The organism is Microbulbifer maximicatervae (SeqCode) (assembly GCF_052468295.1).
On record NZ_CP174340.1, the window covers coordinates 1,525,752 to 1,544,609 of the forward strand.

Sequence of the window (18,858 nt, forward strand, 5' to 3'; positions counted from 1 at the left end):
GACATGCTTGAGTACTTGATAAGAACCTCAATTCAAAATCGCGGGCTGGTTATTGCCCTTGTGCTTTTACTGTGCGGTTTGGGCATTTGGAATTTCACCCGGCTGCCCATTGATGCGGTACCGGATATCACCAATATCCAGGTGGTTATTAATACGGAGGCACCGGGGTATACCCCTAAAGAAGTTGAGCAACGGGTTACATACCCAGTGGAAAATGCAATGGCTGGTTTGCCGAGCCTTGCTTATACACGCTCCGTTTCGCGGTATGGATTGTCGCAGGTTACGGTGATTTTTGAAGATGGCACCGATATTTATTTTGCCCGTCAGTTAGTGAATGAACGGCTCACTAGTGTACGTGGCGCACTGCCTGCTGGTTTGGAGACGGAGCTTGGACCCATCGCCACAGGTCTTGGTGAAATCTTTATGTTCACAGTGGACTCCGAACCCGGAGCCACCAATGCTGATGGCAGTGCGGTAACACCTAAGGACTTGCGTTCGGTGCATGACTGGATTGTACGCCCGCAGTTACTGCGTGTACCTGGTGTGGTGGAAGTCAATCCGATCGGCGGATTCAAGAGAGAAATTCTAATTGCTATAGAGCCAGAGAAACTGCTGGCATTCGGCCTGACCCAGGAAGACCTGATTCGCTCGATCGAGGAGAACAATCGTAACCGCGGTGTAGGCTTTATTGAACACAGTGGCGCCCAGTGGTTGTTGCGGGTTCCGGGGCAGGCAAGCTCGTTAGAGACACTGAAGGATTTCCTGGTTGCGGAAGTGAATGGTGTTGCTGTTCGCCTTGGCGACTTGGCCAAGATCGAAGAGGGGCGCGAAATGCGCACCGGGGCGGCTACTCAGAACGGCAGGGAAGTGGTGATGAGCACCGTTTTCATGCTGGTTGGCGAAAATAGTCGCACCGTTGCAGGTGCAGTTGGTGAAAAGTTAGAGGATATCAAACAGAGTCTACCACCAGGTATCACATTGACTGCGGTTTATGATCGTACCGGTCTGGTTGACCAGACATTGCGCACGGTCCAAACCAATCTTATGGAAGGTGCGCTGCTGGTCATCGCGGTTCTTTTCCTGCTGCTGGGGAATGTTCGCGCAGCAATTCTCACTGCACTGGTAATTCCGGTGGCCATGTTAATGACCATCACCGGCATGGTTCAGGCCCGCGTAAGTGCAAACCTGATGAGTCTGGGGGCGCTGGACTTTGGCTTGTTGGTGGATGGGGCCATCATTATTGTCGAGAACTGCCTGCGACGCCTTAGCGAATCCGCCCGCGAGCGTGGCCAGTTAGATCTAAAAGAACGGCTTACCCTGGTATTTCAATCGACGCGGGAAGTGATTCGCCCGGCCATGTTTGGTGTGTTCATTATCACAGCCGTGTATTTACCCATTTTTGCCCTGACTGGAGTGGAGGGCAAGATGTTCCATCCAATGGCTATCACCGTGGTGATTGCGCTGCTTTCTGCGATGTTTCTTTCCATCACTTTGGTGCCAGCCGGCATAGCGCTGCTATTCCGCAAACCGGTGATCGAAAAGAAAAACCCTGCACTTGAGAAGCTGAATAGCTTTTATCGCCCGGCCCTAGAGTTTGCACTGCGCCAGCGTGGCACAGTTGTCGCTATTGCTGCGCTACTGGTGTTGGTTTCCGGCTATACGGCAAGCAGAATGGGTAGCGAATTTGTGCCGAATCTGGATGAAGGCGATATTGCCATGCATGCCTTGCGTATTCCTGGCACATCCCTGGAACAAGCGATTGTACTACAAAAATCCCTGGAGGAGCGGATTAAAGAGTTGCCCGAGGTGGAGCGTGTATTCGCCAAAATTGGGACTGCGGAAGTGGCTACCGATGCCGTTCCCCCAAGTGTTGCCGATAACTTTATTATCCTGAAACCCAGGTCTCAGTGGCCAGATCCGGATAAGCCAAAAGAGCAATTGGTAGAAGAGTTGGCAAAGCTGGTAGAGCCAATTCCCGGCAACCGCTATGAATTTCTCCAGCCAATCCAGATGCGCTTTAACGAGCTTTTAGCAGGGGTACGCGCGGAATTGGCGATCAAAGTCTTTGGCGATGACTTCGAGCAATTAGAGCGTTTGGGCAGTGAAATTGAAGCGGCTATAGGCAGTGTAGAAGGCGTTGCTGATATACAGATGGAGCAAACCAGCGGTTTACCGGTTCTCGCCATTGTTCCTGACCAGGCCGCACTAACCCAGTATGGGCTGGCCATCAATCAGGTACAGGAGCAGCTGGCAACCGCCCTGGGAGGTACGGTTGCTGGCCGCTTTTATGAAGGAGACCGCCGCACCGATATTGTTGTGCGTTTGCCAGAGGTATTGCGCCAGGATTTGGATGCGCTAAAGAAACTGCCGATTTATCGACCCAATGGCAATTATGTGCCCCTGGAGGAAATTGCCAGCTTGGAACTCACTGCCGGTATCAATCAGGTTTTCCGCGAGAACGGTAAACGCAGGGTAGTGGTAACGGCCAATGTGCGGGGTAGGGACCTGGGTAGCTTTGTTGCTGATGTACAGCAGTCCGTTTCCGATAAAGTGGAAATACCACCCGGTTACTGGGTTGAATACGGCGGAACTTATCAGGCGCTACAGTCTGCTACTGAACGCTTATCGATTGTAGTGCCGCTGACCCTTGTGTTAATTATGGGGCTTCTCCTGCTAGCGCTTCGTTCCATAAAAGATGCGGCAATTATCTTTACCGGTATACCCCTCGCATTAACCGGCGGTGTGCTCTCTTTAATGTTGCGGGATATCCCTTTCTCCATTTCCGCAGCCGTTGGTTTTATTGCACTTTCCGGGATTGCCATCCTTAACGGCCTGGTGATGGTTTCCTTTATTCGCGACCTGCAAGACCAAGGTTACAGCATAGAAAAGGCCATTATTGAGGGCGCACTGATCCGCTTACGTCCGGTCATTAGTACCGCACTGGTTGCCTCACTCGGTTTCGTGCCCATGGCCCTGAATACTGGTATTGGTTCTGAGGTACAGCGCCCACTGGCTACGGTGGTTATTGGCGGTATTGTCTCATCAACAATCCTGACACTTTTAGTGTTGCCGGCACTCTACAGAATTTTACATGGCAGGAATGCCAAGTTGGAGAGCTTACAAGATAACCCTGAAGTGGCTATGGCTGGAGCCAGTTAACTGGGCCTGTGTGTGCTCTGGCTTACAAAAATTTAGAACTTTAATAATGGGAGATAGTAACGTTGCATAATAGTTTAAAAACAGTTTTCGGCCTGATGACGCTGATAGCAGGCATGGTGATATCCATGCCGCTATTTGCCCATGGGGTGGACGATGCTACCAAGACTTTTCTTGCCGGCAATGAAGGGGTATCTATTATTCCCTTTCTATATATTGGCGCCAAGCATATGGTGACTGGCTATGACCATCTGCTGTTCCTGGTGGGAGTCATTTTCTTTTTATATCGATCAAAAGATATTCTCATCTACGTAAGCTTCTTTACGCTCGGTCATAGCTTGACCCTTTTATTTGGAGTGCTAAACGACACCCATGTGAATGCCTATTTGATCGATGCCATTATTGGATTATCCATTGTCTATAAAGGCTTCGATAATCTCGGCGGCTTCAAACGGGTTTTTGGCTTCCAGCCTAATACCAAGGCTGCCGTACTGATTTTTGGGCTCTTCCACGGTTTTGGTTTGGCAACCAAATTACAGGAATTCAAGCTGTCCAGCGATGGGTTGGTGGAGAATATCCTGGCCTTTAATGTCGGAGTAGAAATTGGTCAGTTTGTTGCGTTGCTGTTTATTCTTCTCGCCATCAATTATTGGCGTCGCTTTGACAGTTTCCTGCGCTTTTCCACCATGACAAATACCTTGCTAATGAGTGGTGGACTGATGTTGGTGGGTTACCAGATGACAGGCTACTTCGTAGGTTAGATAGCCAGAAAGTGACTTTATAAAGTTAATTGAACAGAAAGAACACAGATTTAGAGCTTACAGAATGAATACAACTGAAATGCCAGTGCAGACTGCACAAACGCTGATTAAATCCACACTTGCTGCTGGCGTGCTTGCAGCCATTATGTTGACCACAGTAATCCTGCCAGCTGAATATAATATAGATCCTACTGGAATTGGCAGAGCACTGGGGCTGACTGAATTAAACAGTCAAGAGCAGAGAATTGCTGTACCAGAAATAGTGCAGCGCGGTGAGCAGACCTTTGCTTATCGGACTGACACCACAACTATTGAAGTGCCCGCTGGCCGTGGGATTGAATACAAATTTCAATTGGATAAATACGGCCATCTGGAATATGAGTGGGTAACGGAGAGTGGTGAACTTTACTTTGATTTTCACGGCGAACCCACAGGCGATACTACCGGCTACTTTGAGAGCTTTGCTATTGCTACCGCAAATAAAATGAGTGGCTCTCTCACTACGCCTTTTGATGGTTCCCATGGCTGGTATTGGAAGAATAACGGTCAGGAATCTGTGAAGATCACTCTAAAAACAAAGGGGTTCTACGAGGTTGTTGGACTCAAACAGTAACGTTTTTTATCAACATTCGCTAAAACCGAGAAGAAAGAGAGCATTATGAACAAACTTATTCGAGTCATCTGTGTATCAGTTACCTTAGGCTTCCCAAATCTTGCTTTCGCCCATGGTGATCACGAGAGAGACAATTTTGCTACCGTATCGATGGCTGAAGCTAAGGGCATCGCCAGCCAGGAAGTGGCTCGCCTAATCAAAGAGGGCAAGCTCAACAAGTCCTGGGCCGACATGCCACTCAATGCTGCAATACAGCGTGTTGATAACCAGCGACAGTGGGTTGTTACAGCGAAAGAGCAGAGCGGTGTTTTGAACCAGCAGTTGCAAGTCTTCCTGAGTGCTGAAGGATATTTTCTTTCTTTCGAAGTGGTGAATCGTTAACTGATAGGTTTATGTTCAGGTAGCGGCAGATTCGCCGCTACCTATTATTTTAATAGCATGGCTCGAGCAAGAGTTATAGCTGTTTTTTTGTGTTCTTAAGTAGGTAGATTTGGTAATAAACCCTGTTGATAGAGGTGACTATCCAATTTGCCAGTTACTCAGTTGACTCAATACTTACAACAACTTTTCCCATAGCTTGCCCACTTGCCAGCCGCTCATGGGCCTTGCCAATATCAGACAAACTATAGGAAGTTTCATCAAGCACAGGTTTGAGATCGCCTGCTTCAGTAATGGCTTTTAGTGCTTTTAAAATATGTCCGTGTTCCTCACGGTGATAATTGTGTAGCATTGGAATTAACATAAAAATGACATGCAAAGACAAGCCTTTAAAGTGAGCAGGCATCAGGTCAAGTTCTACCATGGAAACGGTAGTAGCTACTTGGCCGTTGAGTTTTGCTGCCTCAAAAGAGTTCGTTATATTTGCACCGCCGACGGAGTCGAATACCATATCGAAGCCTGCTCCGTTGGTGTACTTCAGTACATATGACTCAACCGATTCAGTCCGGTAGTTAATAGGCGTTGCCCCCAGTTTTTCAATCATCGCCAGTTGAGGATCTCCGGAACCTGTTGAGTAAACATTAGCACCAAAGTGACGAGCCAGTTGTACAGCTATATGACCCACACCGCCCGAGCCACCGTGAACAAGAACACTTTGTCCAGGCTTAACCCCCGCACGCTGTAACCCTTCGTAGGCGGTTATGCCTACTAAGGGCAAAGCTGCTGCTTCCCGCATGGTCAGGTTCTCGGGTTTCAGGGCAATTAAGTTCGCGTCTGCAACAATATATTCGGCTAATGTTCCCGGCAAGTCAGCCAGTCCACCTGCGCAGCCATAGACTTCATCGCCCACTTGATAATCGGTTACACCTTCGCCAATCTCTTCAACAACACCAGCGAAATCCATACCCAATATTGCCGGGGCTTTCGGTGAAAGGGGTAATGCAGGTCCCATTTGGCGAATCATGGTATCTACGGTATTGACGCTGGTTGCTGATATTTTAATCAGCACATGGCCAACTTTGGTGGTCGGCTTGGGTACTTCAGCAGCTTCAAATACGTCTGGGCCGCCAAAGGTATTTACAATCATTGCTCTCATTTTGATTCCCAAAAAGTGTACTTTCTGTAGAGTTTTGTCTAAGTGTCCGAAGTAAGTAGGGCATCGCAGTCTGTAAATCATCGAATGCCCAATTGCTACTGCTAGTTTATTTTTTGTACATCCATAACCAGTTGGTTCCAGTTCCGCTGATTTTCAATATCGTGTTCCAACCCTTGTTCATCTGCGATAGAGAAGCGTTTTAGCGCAGGTGTTTTACTGGTTGCTTGATACAGCCAATAGGCCTCCGCTTTTAGCGCTTCACCGATAGGTTTATCGATGGACTCATAGACCGCCTGCTTACAGGCATTGATTGATTCTGCTGGAAATTGAGCGATTCTCTTCGCTAGGCTATCGACATACTCGCCAATTTCATCTGGCTCTAGTGCTTTGTTGATTGTGCCGAGGCTTTCCGCTTCGTCAGCATCGAAATCACGGGCGCTGAGAATAATCTCCAGCGCTTTACCCAGTCCTGTCTGCCGAGCCATCCTTGATGCGCCTCCCCCACAGGGGAGGATTCCCATACCCACTTCCATTTGCATGAATTTATATTTTCCTCGGGCTGCGAAACGCATATCGAGTGCCAAGGCCAGTTCATGGCCACCACCTCTAGCGAAGCCTTCTAGTTTGGCGATCGTTGCTTGGGGCACCTTACTGATGCGTTCACAGATAGCCTGTAAATCCAATAGTTGGGCTTCTTCGCGAGATACAGCTTCGTCAGACATATCTTTCAGTAACTCAGTATCGTAATGACATACCCAAACTTCCGGATTTGCCGACTGAAACACAACGACTTTGGTTTCTCGATCCCGTTCCAGGCGCATTGCCAGGCTGTTTAAGTCGGCCAGCATTTCTTGCCCTTGGACATTCACGGGACCAAAGTCAAATGTCACAGTTAGGATTCCGTCATCTTGCTTCGCCGTGAATGTGGTAAAACCTTCATATTTCATGGTGAATTCCTTTTAATTGAATACGTTAACGTCTTAGGTATTTTTAATGCCGAGTTTGTCGAGAGTGTTCTCAATTTCTTCAATAAGTACCTTTCTCTTTTTCACATCAAGCGCGTCTGGGTGCGGCTGGGACCAATTGCCTATGTCATTGTCAAAGTATTTACCGCTAGCGTTTGAGAACTCATCATCGAGTGCCGCCCGTACCAATATGTTGGCGCCGATACTTAAGTCTTTCCCTTGAGTTCCGTAGGCATCTTTCACCATTTTGCTACCCAGAAATGAGGCGGGATTGATTGCGATAAATTGCGGGGCCTTGTTACCAAGTGATTGGGCTAGCTGGAAGGTCCACATGGTGAGAGCCAATTTGCTTTGAGCATAAGCGTCGCTGTCGGATACTTGTTGGTGGCCTTTGAGCGCTTCGATGTTCACAGTTGCTTGCGCTGCAGAGGATAGATTAATAATGCGGCCATTGGCGCTAAACAGCGGCAATAGCTGTGTCGTTAACAAGTAGGGGGCAATAGCATTTACGATAAAACGAACATCGTAACCCGTGTCGGTTATTGGGTTCTGTACTTTAAATACGCCGGCATTATTGATAAGAACATCAATATTTGAATATTGAACTTTTACCATTGAGGCCAGTGCTAATACATCTGATAAATTGGATAAATCTGCTAGGAATGTATCTATGTGGGCCTTGGGGTAGCTTTGCTTTATTGCTTCTTTTGCACTTTCTAGTTTTGTATCGCTGCGGCCATGTAAGAGCAAAGTATGATCCTTTGCTGCCAGTATTTTTGCAGTTTCTAATCCGATACCGTCAGTACCGCCTGTCAACAAAATGGTCTTTCGCATTTGTTATTCCTTTTCATTAAAATGTGGGAGAATTAACTCCGAAATTGCTCCAAGTGTTTCTTCAATATTTACCCGGTTAAATCGGAGGTTAAGAGCAACATGGTTAACTCCGATCTCTTCTCGCGATTTAAGGTATTGGTATAATTGGTTAATTCCCAGTCGATATCCCAAGTGTATGGGGTGTGGTAGGGCATCCGGAGTTTCAGTTATATCAATATAAAGAGGTTCCATCACTGGCTTGTCAATGGCAGAGTTATCTCTCAATTGGCCAATAAATTGTTTTTGCGTGATGTGTGGGCGAGGATAGGTGATCCAACCATCCCCGTTGTTAAAGAGCCAGTCTGGGGACTGCTGAGAGGAGCCCGTTATCAATAAAGGCAGCTTTGTTTTTTCTGGTTTGGGCAATATGTCCAGATCGCCCGAAATTGCTCCAAAGTAACTCTGAAGTTGGGGGTAGGGCTCTGCTACACGGCGAATATATTTATAGCTCTCCCGGAACAGTTTCCCTCGCTCCTGATACGAAACATTCATCGCAGGATATTCTTCCGGACGGTCGCCACTGGCGATCCCTAGAATTAAGCGCCCGCCTGAGATTTGATCAACAGAGGCAGCAGCTTTTGCGATATGCGCTGGGTGACGTAAGGGCAAAATGATGCTGGCTACGCCGAGGGCAATTTTCGATGTCTGGCCTGAGAGCAGCCCAAGGTAGACGAATGGGTCAAAAGTTTGACCCGCATCGCCAAAAGAAGGCACATTGAAGGGGACATCTCTAAGCCAAATCGCACTAAACCCCAGTTCTTCCGCAAGTCGAACCTTTTCAACATGATTAAGCATTGTTGGAACCGGATTCGTGGCGTAATTCTCTATGGGAACCACAAGTCCCACCGTGAGCTTACCTGGCCTAAATACAGCGTTGTAACCGGCATTGATACTAGCAAAAGAGCCACCTTGAGCTTGGTATTGAGAGTGCACTGAGGTAGCTCCTATGCTTACCGGATAGGAGAGGCTTGGCGGCCAAAGGTGCTAACTAGATCACTATCAGCGGATTGGGCCTGGCCATTTTTTGTGCCGCCGTTCATAAACACTCGCACATGCATCTTTTATCTCCCACAAAGCCTAGGCCAGTCGTCAATCAGTACTGGCTCGATCTATTATTCAAGACTAAATCATTGGAATTGGTGTATAAACGACGTATAAATGGAATTAGAATTCGGTTTTTGGAGATAATAAGTGGATACAAATGGGGTTCGGCTATTCGTGCTGGCCGCAGAGATGCTGAATATAAGCTCTGCGGGGCGAAGGCTTGGATTGGCTCCCTCTGTAGCCAGCGCCCGCTTGTCGAAGCTTGAAGTTCAGCTGGGGGCGGACCTTTTTCATCGATCTACCCGCAAGGTCTCACTGTCCATAGAGGGGGAGGAGTTCCTGCCTTTTGCCCGGGAGATCATCGCACAAGAGGATGCGGCATTTGCTGCGCTGGGGCGTGGAAATTCCTCCGTGAGCGGAACACTCAGGTTTGCGGCATCGAGCACTTTCGTTCAGCGTTTTATCGCGCCTATCCTGCCTGAATTCCTGGAAAGGTACCCTGGCGTCAATGTTGAGCTGAAGCTCTCAGACACACAAGTCAGCCTTATCGAGGGTGGCTTTGATTTGGCGCTGCGCAATTATGCGGTTGAAGACAGCAGCTTAATTGGTAGGAAGCTTGCGGATGACAAGCTAGTTCTATGCGCTTCTCCCAGTTATTTGAAAAAATATGGTGTTCCCGAAAAGCCGGAAGACCTAGTTGCGCATCAACTTTTGGCCTTTATCAATTCAAAACCCAGGAAACTCATATCTGCGAGCGATCAGACTACTTATCAATTCCCACCTTCAAACAGCAAATCTCGGGTGACTTGTGATGATGGTGCCAGCATGCGTATCGCTGCAAAAGCAGGGGTGGGAATTTGCATGAGTTCTGTCTGGAATATCAAAGCAGAAATTTTGGAGGGTTCCCTGGTTCGAGTGCTGCCAGAATATTATATAGATGATCAATCAGCCATTTGGCTCGTATACCCCAAGTCCAATGTTCTGACATCTAAAGTGCGAGTCTTTATTGACTACCTGATTGAGAAAATCGGAAAACCGCCGGTTTGGGAATAGTAGATTGTTGCTTCATCAAAAGGATTCCATTTTACATGGGTTTGTACAAGCTCTGTTCTGCATAGGATAGGTAGGTTAATTTCGCTCCTTAAGGGGGAAGATCTCGGTGCCCTGCTAGAGGTCTTTTTTTTCAGGTAATAATTCACGGCTTGATGCGGCCTCCCTTTTCTAATCTAGTAAATTCTCAATCTGTTAAGAATATATCCATTTACAGGATATCTTTTACGTCTAGTAGTGATACTTCAGTTGTATAAACCAGCCCCTCTCAATTTAAAAGGCCAAAATCTAAAAAAATATGCCCAAAACCTAAAGGCCGCACTGCAAACTGCGTGTAGTCTTTAGTTTTAGGGCAAACTGGGAATCTTTTGGATACTTTAGGTAATACGATCTACGGACTTTGGTATTTCTGTAGTCTTTCCTTTACGTATGAATTTTGTGTAAGGTATTTTTCAAGCCAAGCTTCCTGAGAATTTGGCTTTATTAATTGGATTCAAAAGATTAATTCAGTTTGTGTTCACAGATGCAGGCCTATAAATAAGTCAGGGTTAAGGGCGGTGAGCAAAATCTTTATCTTGGCGTGTTTGATAATAGTAATTGGACTAGTGCTTATTTTTAGAGGCACAAAATATAGATTTAGTAGTTTTACATTCATCGTAATAAATTTCTATAAATAGCATTTATTTAGCTAATCGAAATTTATATGTAGGCTGCCCCGAAACAGGAAGTTAATACATGGACCTTATATTTAACAATGCTGCATTGCGCCAAAACCTTATAGGCTGCCCGGCAAGTCACGCTGATGCATTTAAGGCAACGGCTGCTTCTCACCGTTGCGTTATCATCGTTCGCGCAACCGGGCCAACATGCACACAGTTGCTTGAGCAGGGATATGACACAAAGGGCTTTAGGATTCATGGGAAGTCATGTGATTGGGGGCCGATGGCAGGCTTTGTCTTACGAGACCCCCGGTTAAATAAACACGGGATGAGAAAAGCGGGCTATAACCGCGCTCAGCATCAAGAGGCATTCACTGATAACAACTCTGGCGCAGGATGGACTGCATCAACAACACCACTTCGCTTACATCAGGAACGGGTTGATTGGCTTATTCAGAACGGAAAGATCAATGTTACAAGAAAAACTCAAGATCGTTACGAAGGAGTAGCTAACCACCTCAGTGGCATTACTTTCCATTACTCACTTATCAGGGTTAACACATGCTTGGGAGACATGTGGGGTGTCTATGTCGATAAGGAAAAAAGTAGGCAGTCAGGCTTTATTCAGGAGCGTGGCAACATTGTTGTTCAGTATGACACTAAGTACAAGGATATGTATGAGCCGCTACTGGCAATGACCAACCCCGTGGAGCATCGTCATTTTCGTAATGAGCACCCCCTTAATGCGATTACTGGAGATTATGATCTGTTTGCTATCTGGCCATTTAAGCGGGGCGCAAAGAAGTTTGATCGATATGGAGATGATCGCCGTATTCTCGGCACTGCTCAAGCTTGGTCGCAGCGTCAGCATATCGAAACCCAATTAGAGAGAAATTTCACTACCCAAAGGCAAGGCACCAAGCTGGGAAATATAACTAATCGGATTTATGAAGTAAGCCAGACACTCAATTCCACTATTGGTGGCATTCGCAACCCGAGAGCTGGAGCTGGGCATTGGGGGCCATTCCCCAGAAGAAATGTACTATGGCACAGTGATGAAGCCGCACGCCCATATGTGAACGACATAGATTTACCCCTTATTGCATTTACTCCTGCTCGCAGTGAAGTGGTTATTCAAACTTTGCAGGCTTTCAGAGAGCTTATAGCAATGTGCAGAATAAATGGTGTCAATGTCACTCTGGCAGAGGGCTGGGCAATGAACCCTACCAATAATAAGCCAGACCGATTGGGACAAGGCTACGGAAGGTTTGTACCTCGCGACTGGCACTTTGGTCAGTGGATCGTCCCACCTTGGTACAATGCGTAACTATCGGGCTGTATGAAAGAAATATTAGTGGTCTCTTAGAAGGTGACCCTTATCTTCGCTTACTGTAGTTACGCTCCAGTATTTCCTGGCGAGCTTTCTCTTCAAAGGAAAGCTCTGCGGTGGGTCTTATCAATAGTCGCTGCAGCCCGATAGGGTCACCGCTGATTTCGTAGTAACCGTAGCTGCCATCTTTTATTTTCTCCAGAGCCCGCTGGATCTTTCTCAACAGCAGGTTCTTTCGACCGGTAAAGCGCAGATGTTGCTGGTTCTCTTGCTCTGCGGTCGCCCGGTCCAGGTCATCAGCTAAGGCAAGTTTCGTGGTAGCAATAGCCTGTTGCCCGTGTGCAAGCTCGGCTAGCAGGTCATTTCTCAATTCCATCAGAAGCTGTTTGAAGAAGAGTAATTGCTTTTCGTTCATATAGTCTGATGCAGGCATCCCCAGCAGTTCTTGTTCACCGATTTTTGGCATTCCATGAATCCCCTGTTGCATAGCTCGTGTTGACTTGAAATATTAAATTTATGATATAACATATCATTAAGTTGATTGAAGTGTATGTGGTTGTCTTGGGTTCTCGTAGATTAAAAGGATTGTTGTGAGAGATACTTTAGGAATTTTGGCTTCTGGGCTTTGCTTGCTGCACTGTCTTTTGACTCCTTTGTTACCGCTATTGGGAGGTTTGGGGATATTGGGTGCTTTACAAGAGGACCAGTTTCTCCACTTGCTGTTGCTTGTACCTGTGGTAATTCTGGCCTTGGCCAGCTTCCCAGCCTCTTGCCGGCGCCATCAGCGCTACGCGGTAATGATTGTTGGTTTCTCCGGGGCATTGCTGTTGGTTGGTGCGCTATATATCGAGGGAGTATGGGAGCTAGTTGCCAGTGTTCTTGGTGCAGGCTTATTGATTGTTGCCCACTGGGTAAACCTGCGCTTGATTTATCGGGATGCTTTAGTCGAGTAGGTGAGGGTCATGAAACTTGCAGGAGCATTGTTTGTTGCGTTGTTTTGGGCCGGCCCAGTCGCTGGGGAAATGGGAAGTCATGTTCACGGTAAGGCGATGATGTACCTGGTGGCCGAAGCAGACAAAATCATCGTCGAGCTGGAGTCACCCACAGTCGATCTAGTGGGATTTGAGCATGCGCCACGTAGCGATGTTCAAAAGCAGCGGTTAGAGCAGGTTGCTCACGAGCTATCCAAGCCAGATCATTTTCTTGAGTTTGTCGGTGCCCAGTGCAAACCCTTAAGTGTGGAAGTTAAAGCGCCATATAGCGCAGAAGTTACCAGTGACAACTCGGTGCACAGTGGTTTCCGTGCTAGTTACCAATTCAAGTGTGATAATCTGGCAGAGTTCAACAGTGTCATTGTTACCCTGTTTGAGAGGTTTCCCGGTATTCATGGGATTGCAGTGCAATGGATCAGCTCCGGTCGTCAGGGGGCTGAACTGCTCACTGGTAAAGACAACAAATTGCAAATGAAATAGGCTATGAAAGCATCCCAAATCAAACAGACCCTGAGTGTGGCGGAACAAACCTGTCGCAGTTCAGGTGCCCGCCTGACTGAAAAGCGTAAGAACGTTCTTACCGTGTTGTTGCGGTCAAAAACTCCGCTCTCTGCCTATGAAATAGCGGAGCATTACAATGGTGACTTTGGCGACTCAATTCCCGCCATGTCAGTCTATCGAATGCTGGACTTTCTGGCGGCAGAGAACCTGGTTCACAAACTCAATTCAGAAAACAAGTACCTGGCCTGTGCTCATATTGCCTGTGACCACAGCCACCAGACTCCACAGTTTTTAATCTGCAATCGCTGTAGCAAAGTGCGGGAAATTGGCATTAGGCCCGAAGTCATTGATGCATTGCGGGATACGGTTGAAAGTGCTGGATATCATCTCCAGACATCCCAATTGGAGCTGGATTGTGTTTGTGATGAGTGCAGCCGGGATGCAGCTTAGTGGCAGCTAGTCAGTTAATACGCGGGGTACCTGCCAACGTTATCACTGGTTTTTTGGGCGTCGGCAAGACAACGGCTATCCGGCATCTCCTGGAAAGTAAGCCCGCTGATGAGCGCTGGGCTGTTCTGGTCAATGAGTTTGGAGAAGTGGGCGTTGATGGCGCACTTTTTGAACCAGAACAGGAAGGCAATATTTATATTCGAGAGGTACCTGGCGGCTGTATGTGCTGTGCTGCTGGTTTGCCGATGCAGGTCGCTTTAAACCAGTTATTGGCTAAGGCCAGGCCCCATCGATTAATAATTGAGCCGACGGGCCTGGGGCACCCTAGAGAGGTGCTGGCGGCTTTGTCTGATGCAGTGCGCGGCGGTGTGTTGGACCTTCGCGGTACGCTAACTTTGGTCGATGCTCGCTGTATTGAAGATAATCGCTACTTAAGTAGTGAGACTTTTCGGCAGCAATTAGAAGTTGCTGATCTGGTAGTGGCTAATAAGTCTGATCTCTACGGCCCCGAAGACTTGCAAAACCTTCAGCGATTTCTCTCGTTCTTAGGTGAGGGCGCTGAAAAACCGCTGCAAGTGGTGGAGCAGGGGCGTATCGAATTGGATTGGCTCCAGCTGCCCTGCAGTTTTCAGGTCTCGTCAGGGAGTGACCACCACCACTCAGTAACCCAGGCGGTGGATGAGGTTGAGCTATTACCGGAGTGTGGCTATCTCCGCTCAGAGAATAGCGGAGAGGGATACTACAGCTGTGGCTGGCGTTTTAGCCCTGAATTTATATTTGATTATGATGCGCTCTTTTCACTATTCAGTGGCACTGACGCTGAGAGAATCAAGGGGGTATTTATTACCGAGCAAGGTGTATTTGGATTTAATAAGGCTGACAAAGTGCTTACAGTTTTAGAGCTGGATGACATATTGGAAAGCCGGGTAGAGGCGATTAACCAAGCGCGTTTGGATTGGGATGCAATGGAGAGCTCCTGGATCGCTGCCCTGGCGGATAACCAGGGTACCGAAACAAAAGTGTTTTACGAATCCAAATAGCTATATGGCCAGGTATTCAAATCTGGCCTGGCTTATTAGAAATTTTTGCATAAATTCGGTCATTTTTTCGCGGCCGTATTCCGTAAAGTTTTAATCTGACGTAAATCTCTGAAGTAAACCAATGAATATAAAATTACTCGGCCGCTTAACTGTGGCATGGCTTGCTATGTCCGGAACCTCGGGCAGCTTTGCCGCAGATCCCCTAAATGTAACCGGTGATAAGTTCCGCCAGCTGGAGGAACTGCTGCCGACACCGAATAGTTACCGAACAGCGTCGGGCGCTCCGGGCCATGCCTATTGGCAGCAGCAAGCGGACTACGATATCAAAGTTTCACTAGACGATGATAAACAACTGATAACTGCTTCAGAGACCATCACTTACACTAATAACTCACCAGATACCCTGCGTTATTTGTGGGTGCAACTGGATCAAAACCGTTTCAAGCCGAATTCCTCTGGTAATTTGGCCACGCCAGTTGATATGGAGGCGATTGCTCCAGATACCATTCCATTCAAAAGCTTTCGTCGTGCCGTCGTATCCGACGAATTTCCAGGCGGATACCAGATTACCAAGGTGGCCGACACTCGGGGTAGGGAGCTTCGCCATACTATTGTCGATACCGGGATGCGAATTGACTTGCCCCAGCCTCTGGCATCAGGTTCCAGCGTGAGTTTCCAGATTGACTGGGCTTACAAGGTTATTGAGCAGAAAGCACTGGGTGGTCGTTCCGGTTATGAATATTTTGAGCGCGACGATAATTACTTATACGAGATCGCCCAATGGTTCCCTCGTATGGCTGCATATAACGATGTTAGCGGCTGGCAAAACAAGCAATTCCTGGGGCGTGGCGAATTTGCGCTGGAGTTTGGGGATTATCGTGTTGCTATCGAGGTGCCGGCGGATCATATCGTTGCTGCAACCGGTGTTCTTCAAAACCCGAAGGATGTGTTGACCTCCAAGCAGCGTGAGCGTTTGCGAAAGGCCCGTACTGCAAGTAAGCCAGTGATGATTGTCACAAAGAGTGAGGCTCTCGAAAACGAGAAAAGCCGCTCTTCCAAGCGCAAGACCTGGGTTTTTGAAGCGGAAAATGTCCGTGACTTTTCCTGGGCATCTTCGCGTAAGTTCTTGTGGGATGCACAGGGTTATAAAAAGGGCGGCACCGACACAATGGCGATGTCCTTTTACCCGGAAGAGGGGACTCCGCTATGGGACAAGTACTCAACAGAGTCCATTATTCATACAATAGATATCTATAACCGCTACAGTTTTGACTATCCCTATCCGGTCTCTATTTCCGTCAATGGCCCTGTGGGGGGAATGGAATACCCCATGATCACCTTCAATGGTCCGCGCCCTGAAATTGATGAGGAGGACCGCAGCAAGCGTACTTACTCTCGCCGCACCAAGTATGGGCTTATCTCTGTGATCATTCATGAGGTGGGGCACAATTATTACCCTATGATCATCAACTCTGATGAGCGTCAGTGGACCTGGATGGATGAGGGCCTGAATACCTTCGTACAGTTCTTGGCTGAACAGGAATGGGAAGAGAAGTATCCATCCCGCCGTGGCGATGCACGAAAAATTGTCGAGTATATGAAGAGTGAAAACCAGGTTCCGATTATGACGAACTCGGAATCTGTGCTTCAGCTTGGTAACAATGCCTACGGTAAGCCTGCAGCTGCACTGAATATCCTGCGTGAATCCATTATGGGGCGTGAGTTGTTCGATTTTGCTTTCCGGGAATATGCCCAGCGTTGGAAGTTCAAACGCCCTATGCCTGCGGACTTTTTCCGCACTATGGAAGATGCATCAGGTATGGATCTTGATTGGTTCTGGCGTGGCTGGTTCTATACTACCGATAATGTCGATATCAGCCTTGATGCGGTCCATCATTACACAGTAGGCACCAAGAACCCTGAAGTGGAAGGTCCCTGGAAACGGGCCCAGCATAAAAATGAGCCAGACACTATCACTGTAATTGAAAACCGCGAACGAAAGCTGACTCGCATCGTTGATGGTAAGCCGGAGCTGGAAGACTTCTACAACAAGCACGATGAATTTGATGTCTCCAATGCGGACCGCAATAGCTACCAAAGCCAACTTGAAGGGCTTGAGGACTGGGAAAAGGACATGCTCAAAGTAGAGAGCAATGTCTATGTAATGGACTTTAGCAATATTGGCGGCCTGGTAATGCCGTTACTCCTGCGCCTGGAATATGAAGATGGAAGTATTGAGGACTTACGTATCCCTGCGGAAATCTGGACTCGCAATGCTAAGAAAACTTCCAAAATGCTGGTGCGGGACAAGAGCAAGGTACTCAAGTCAGTAGTGCTCGACCCCCACTGGGAAACAGCAGATGTTAATGTGGAGAACAATTTCTACCCACGCCGAATTATCAAGTCTCGCCTGGAGCTATTTAAGGATGAGAAGCCGCGTAACTTGATGAAGGATTGGGACGTAGAGCTTAAAGAGGAAGATTAAGCCTTGGAAGAAGTGCAGCTCTGCGGCAGTGGGCCTGGAGAGCTGCACTTAGTGCTCTTTACTTAACGTATCCACCTGAAACATTCATTGTGTTGTGGTAGTAATTGATGAAAATTTTATTTTCCTTCTTGTTGATAGTAACGACCTCGATATTTACACTCCAGGCAAATGCACATCGCTATCATTTTGGTTTGACCGACCTCTCCGTAAACGAGCGCACTCAAACACTGGAGGTCTCCCATCGTTTTTTTGTTGCTGATATTGAAAAGGCCTTATCAATAAGTGCCAGTAAAGAATTGAATGAAGCACAAAAACAGATGGAGAGCTATGTCAATTCAAGATTCCAGATTAGCCAGGAAAATGGTGAGTTGTTGAAGCTCAATTGGGTAGGTGTGGAGTCCGATGTTCATGACATCTGGATATATCAGGAAATACCTTTGGTAGATATTTCCAGCAAAAAATTGAGTGTTAAGCAATCAATGCTCATGGAAATTGAGCAGGATCAAGTGAATACTATAAATGTCAATCGAGGTAAGAAAACCCAAAGTTACACCTTAAAACCAGGTGGGAGTAGGGTAGAGTTTGCCTTATAAGCTGGAAATTTATCAGATAGCATCTAATTTTGTGCTTGTCTGAAGAGCTGTAGTTCAGGGTTGACCTGACAGAAGACCTTTTGAAAACCGGTAACTGTCAGATCAAATCTGAACTGATGCAGTCAAAAGCAGAATAGCTCAATAGGCTATACGTCCACTCTTGAGAAGAGTTAAATTACTTGCCCCGTTACCGGCATATATATCATGGTTGTATGGGAGTTGCCGTTATGATTACTATCTTTACCAAAAAAATGAGCCATATCTAGTAGCTCCCAACCGCCTGTATTTCCATCAGTAAAAACACAGTCACTTTTATTGCCTGCTCCATGACCATTTGAGGTATGAATCATTACATGTCTCATAACTCCTAAATTTGATAGAAAACCAACGAAGCAGCCCTCCGGCAAGGTCATCAAATCGTGTAGAGTATTAACTGATCGGGTTCTGGGGGTGGCTCCAAAAATTCTATTGTAGTTATTGTTACCAGTAACATTATAGTTTTTGTTGTCCATGGTTACACTTGGGCAGTTTACACCCTTGGCGCTCCAGGCACAGTAGAGCGCAGCGTCCCAGCATTGCAAACTGCTTAGTTTTGTATAAAGGGAAAGCTCTGGTCCTGTCAGAGTGCCGTTCATGAAAGCGGGTTTCGCATTTCCCATCGCCTCAGCTAACAGACGCGTTCTTCTACCTGGTGTTTGCCCCTCAGGGATTAAGGTCATTAGTGGCATTTTTGTTCCTTATTTTTATGCTTAGAAGTTGTTTTCTAAATGTTAATGCACCAAATGAATCGCATTGAAGCCATGATAAATGAA

Annotated in this window: 18 protein-coding genes; 12 read left to right on the top strand and 6 right to left on the bottom strand. The window is 47.2% G+C overall.

The window, feature by feature from the left end; translation table 11 throughout:
* Positions 1 to 3 precede the first annotated feature (3 nt).
* From ACJJIQ_RS07020 to ACJJIQ_RS07035, 4 genes are all read left to right on the top strand, one after another.
* Positions 4 to 3,159, top strand: a complete 3,156-nt coding sequence (locus ACJJIQ_RS07020) for an efflux RND transporter permease subunit (RefSeq protein ID WP_445364124.1) — start codon at positions 4 to 6, stop codon at positions 3,157 to 3,159.
* Positions 3,160 to 3,221: 62 nt separating this feature from the next.
* Positions 3,222 to 3,917 (top strand): HupE/UreJ family protein, encoded by a 696-nt coding sequence (locus ACJJIQ_RS07025; RefSeq protein WP_445364125.1) that lies wholly within the window; start codon positions 3,222 to 3,224, stop codon positions 3,915 to 3,917.
* A 64-nt stretch (positions 3,918 to 3,981) separates the two neighbouring features.
* Positions 3,982 to 4,530, top strand: a complete 549-nt coding sequence (locus ACJJIQ_RS07030; protein WP_445364126.1) for a hypothetical protein — start codon at positions 3,982 to 3,984, stop codon at positions 4,528 to 4,530.
* 45 nt (positions 4,531 to 4,575) lie between these two features.
* A complete protein-coding gene (locus tag ACJJIQ_RS07035) occupies positions 4,576 to 4,911 on the top strand; it encodes a DUF6488 family protein (RefSeq protein ID WP_445364127.1) in 336 nt (111 codons plus the stop codon).
* Positions 4,912 to 5,065: 154 nt separating this feature from the next.
* On the opposite strand, the gene ACJJIQ_RS07040 is transcribed toward ACJJIQ_RS07035, so the two are convergent.
* The 4 genes from ACJJIQ_RS07040 to ACJJIQ_RS07055 all read right to left on the bottom strand — a co-directional run bounded on the left by ACJJIQ_RS07040 (position 5,066) and on the right by ACJJIQ_RS07055 (position 8,748).
* Positions 5,066 to 6,076, bottom strand: a complete 1,011-nt coding sequence (locus ACJJIQ_RS07040; protein WP_445364128.1) for a zinc-dependent alcohol dehydrogenase family protein — start codon at positions 6,074 to 6,076, stop codon at positions 5,066 to 5,068.
* An 89-nt stretch (positions 6,077 to 6,165) separates the two neighbouring features.
* Complete coding sequence (locus tag ACJJIQ_RS07045) at positions 6,166 to 7,011, bottom strand: enoyl-CoA hydratase/isomerase family protein (RefSeq protein WP_444913179.1); 846 nt, start codon at positions 7,009 to 7,011, stop codon at positions 6,166 to 6,168.
* A 33-nt stretch (positions 7,012 to 7,044) separates the two neighbouring features.
* Entirely contained in the window at positions 7,045 to 7,863 is an 819-nt protein-coding gene (locus ACJJIQ_RS07050; RefSeq protein ID WP_444927987.1) for an SDR family NAD(P)-dependent oxidoreductase, read from the bottom strand.
* A gap of 3 nt (positions 7,864 to 7,866) precedes the next feature.
* A complete protein-coding gene (locus ACJJIQ_RS07055) occupies positions 7,867 to 8,748 on the bottom strand; it encodes an LLM class oxidoreductase (RefSeq protein WP_445364129.1) in 882 nt (293 codons plus the stop codon).
* 345 nt (positions 8,749 to 9,093) lie between these two features.
* Between ACJJIQ_RS07055 and ACJJIQ_RS07060 the strand changes: the two genes are divergently transcribed.
* On the top strand, positions 9,094 to 9,999 hold the full coding sequence (locus ACJJIQ_RS07060; RefSeq protein WP_445364130.1) for a LysR family transcriptional regulator: 906 nt from the start codon (positions 9,094 to 9,096) through the stop codon (positions 9,997 to 9,999).
* Positions 10,000 to 10,731: 732 nt separating this feature from the next.
* Positions 10,732 to 11,982, top strand: coding sequence for an anthrax toxin-like adenylyl cyclase domain-containing protein (locus ACJJIQ_RS07065; RefSeq protein WP_445364131.1), 1,251 nt, complete (start codon positions 10,732 to 10,734; stop codon positions 11,980 to 11,982).
* Between the two features lie 49 nt (positions 11,983 to 12,031).
* Here the strand turns inward: ACJJIQ_RS07065 and ACJJIQ_RS07070 are convergent, their stop codons facing one another.
* Entirely contained in the window at positions 12,032 to 12,451 is a 420-nt protein-coding gene (locus ACJJIQ_RS07070; protein WP_445364132.1) for a TraR/DksA family transcriptional regulator, read from the bottom strand.
* Positions 12,452 to 12,575: 124 nt separating this feature from the next.
* On the opposite strand from ACJJIQ_RS07070, the gene ACJJIQ_RS07075 reads away from it, so the two are divergent.
* The 6 genes from ACJJIQ_RS07075 to ACJJIQ_RS07100 all read left to right on the top strand — a co-directional run bounded on the left by ACJJIQ_RS07075 (position 12,576) and on the right by ACJJIQ_RS07100 (position 18,046).
* On the top strand, positions 12,576 to 12,938 hold the full coding sequence (locus tag ACJJIQ_RS07075) for a MerC family mercury resistance protein (RefSeq protein ID WP_445364133.1): 363 nt from the start codon (positions 12,576 to 12,578) through the stop codon (positions 12,936 to 12,938).
* 9 nt (positions 12,939 to 12,947) lie between these two features.
* Complete coding sequence (locus ACJJIQ_RS07080; protein ID WP_445364134.1) at positions 12,948 to 13,457, top strand: ZrgA family zinc uptake protein; 510 nt, start codon at positions 12,948 to 12,950, stop codon at positions 13,455 to 13,457.
* A gap of 3 nt (positions 13,458 to 13,460) precedes the next feature.
* Positions 13,461 to 13,928: a Fur family transcriptional regulator gene (locus ACJJIQ_RS07085; RefSeq protein ID WP_282933007.1), complete on the top strand. Its 468-nt coding sequence runs from the start codon at positions 13,461 to 13,463 to the stop codon at positions 13,926 to 13,928.
* Positions 13,928 to 14,968, top strand: a complete 1,041-nt coding sequence (locus ACJJIQ_RS07090; RefSeq protein ID WP_445364135.1) for a CobW family GTP-binding protein — start codon at positions 13,928 to 13,930, stop codon at positions 14,966 to 14,968. The genes ACJJIQ_RS07085 and ACJJIQ_RS07090 overlap by 1 nt, the downstream gene beginning before the upstream one ends.
* A gap of 121 nt (positions 14,969 to 15,089) precedes the next feature.
* A complete protein-coding gene (locus ACJJIQ_RS07095; RefSeq protein ID WP_445364136.1) occupies positions 15,090 to 17,453 on the top strand; it encodes a M1 family metallopeptidase in 2,364 nt (787 codons plus the stop codon).
* Between the two features lie 107 nt (positions 17,454 to 17,560).
* Positions 17,561 to 18,046, top strand: coding sequence for a DUF6702 family protein (locus tag ACJJIQ_RS07100; RefSeq protein WP_445364137.1), 486 nt, complete (start codon positions 17,561 to 17,563; stop codon positions 18,044 to 18,046).
* Positions 18,047 to 18,216: 170 nt separating this feature from the next.
* Here ACJJIQ_RS07100 and ACJJIQ_RS07105 read toward each other — a convergent pair whose 3' ends face one another.
* A complete protein-coding gene (locus tag ACJJIQ_RS07105; RefSeq protein ID WP_157953999.1) occupies positions 18,217 to 18,774 on the bottom strand; it encodes a hypothetical protein in 558 nt (185 codons plus the stop codon).
* Positions 18,775 to 18,858 lie beyond the last annotated feature (84 nt).

Coding starts and splice junctions, on each gene's coding strand:
- ACJJIQ_RS07020 (WP_445364124.1), top strand. CDS start 4: ATGCTTGAGTACTTGATAAGAACCTCAATTCAAAATCGCGGGCTGGTT.
- ACJJIQ_RS07030 (WP_445364126.1), top strand. CDS start 3,982: ATGAATACAACTGAAATGCCAGTGCAGACTGCACAAACGCTGATTAAA.
- ACJJIQ_RS07035 (WP_445364127.1), top strand. CDS start 4,576: ATGAACAAACTTATTCGAGTCATCTGTGTATCAGTTACCTTAGGCTTC.
- ACJJIQ_RS07045 (WP_444913179.1), bottom strand. CDS start 7,011: ATGAAATATGAAGGTTTTACCACATTCACGGCGAAGCAAGATGACGGA.
- ACJJIQ_RS07050 (WP_444927987.1), bottom strand. CDS start 7,863: ATGCGAAAGACCATTTTGTTGACAGGCGGTACTGACGGTATCGGATTA.
- ACJJIQ_RS07065 (WP_445364131.1), top strand. CDS start 10,732: ATGGACCTTATATTTAACAATGCTGCATTGCGCCAAAACCTTATAGGC.
- ACJJIQ_RS07070 (WP_445364132.1), bottom strand. CDS start 12,451: ATGCCAAAAATCGGTGAACAAGAACTGCTGGGGATGCCTGCATCAGAC.
- ACJJIQ_RS07080 (WP_445364134.1), top strand. CDS start 12,948: ATGAAACTTGCAGGAGCATTGTTTGTTGCGTTGTTTTGGGCCGGCCCA.
- ACJJIQ_RS07085 (WP_282933007.1), top strand. CDS start 13,461: ATGAAAGCATCCCAAATCAAACAGACCCTGAGTGTGGCGGAACAAACC.
- ACJJIQ_RS07095 (WP_445364136.1), top strand. CDS start 15,090: ATGAATATAAAATTACTCGGCCGCTTAACTGTGGCATGGCTTGCTATG.
- ACJJIQ_RS07100 (WP_445364137.1), top strand. CDS start 17,561: ATGAAAATTTTATTTTCCTTCTTGTTGATAGTAACGACCTCGATATTT.
- ACJJIQ_RS07105 (WP_157953999.1), bottom strand. CDS start 18,774: ATGCCACTAATGACCTTAATCCCTGAGGGGCAAACACCAGGTAGAAGA.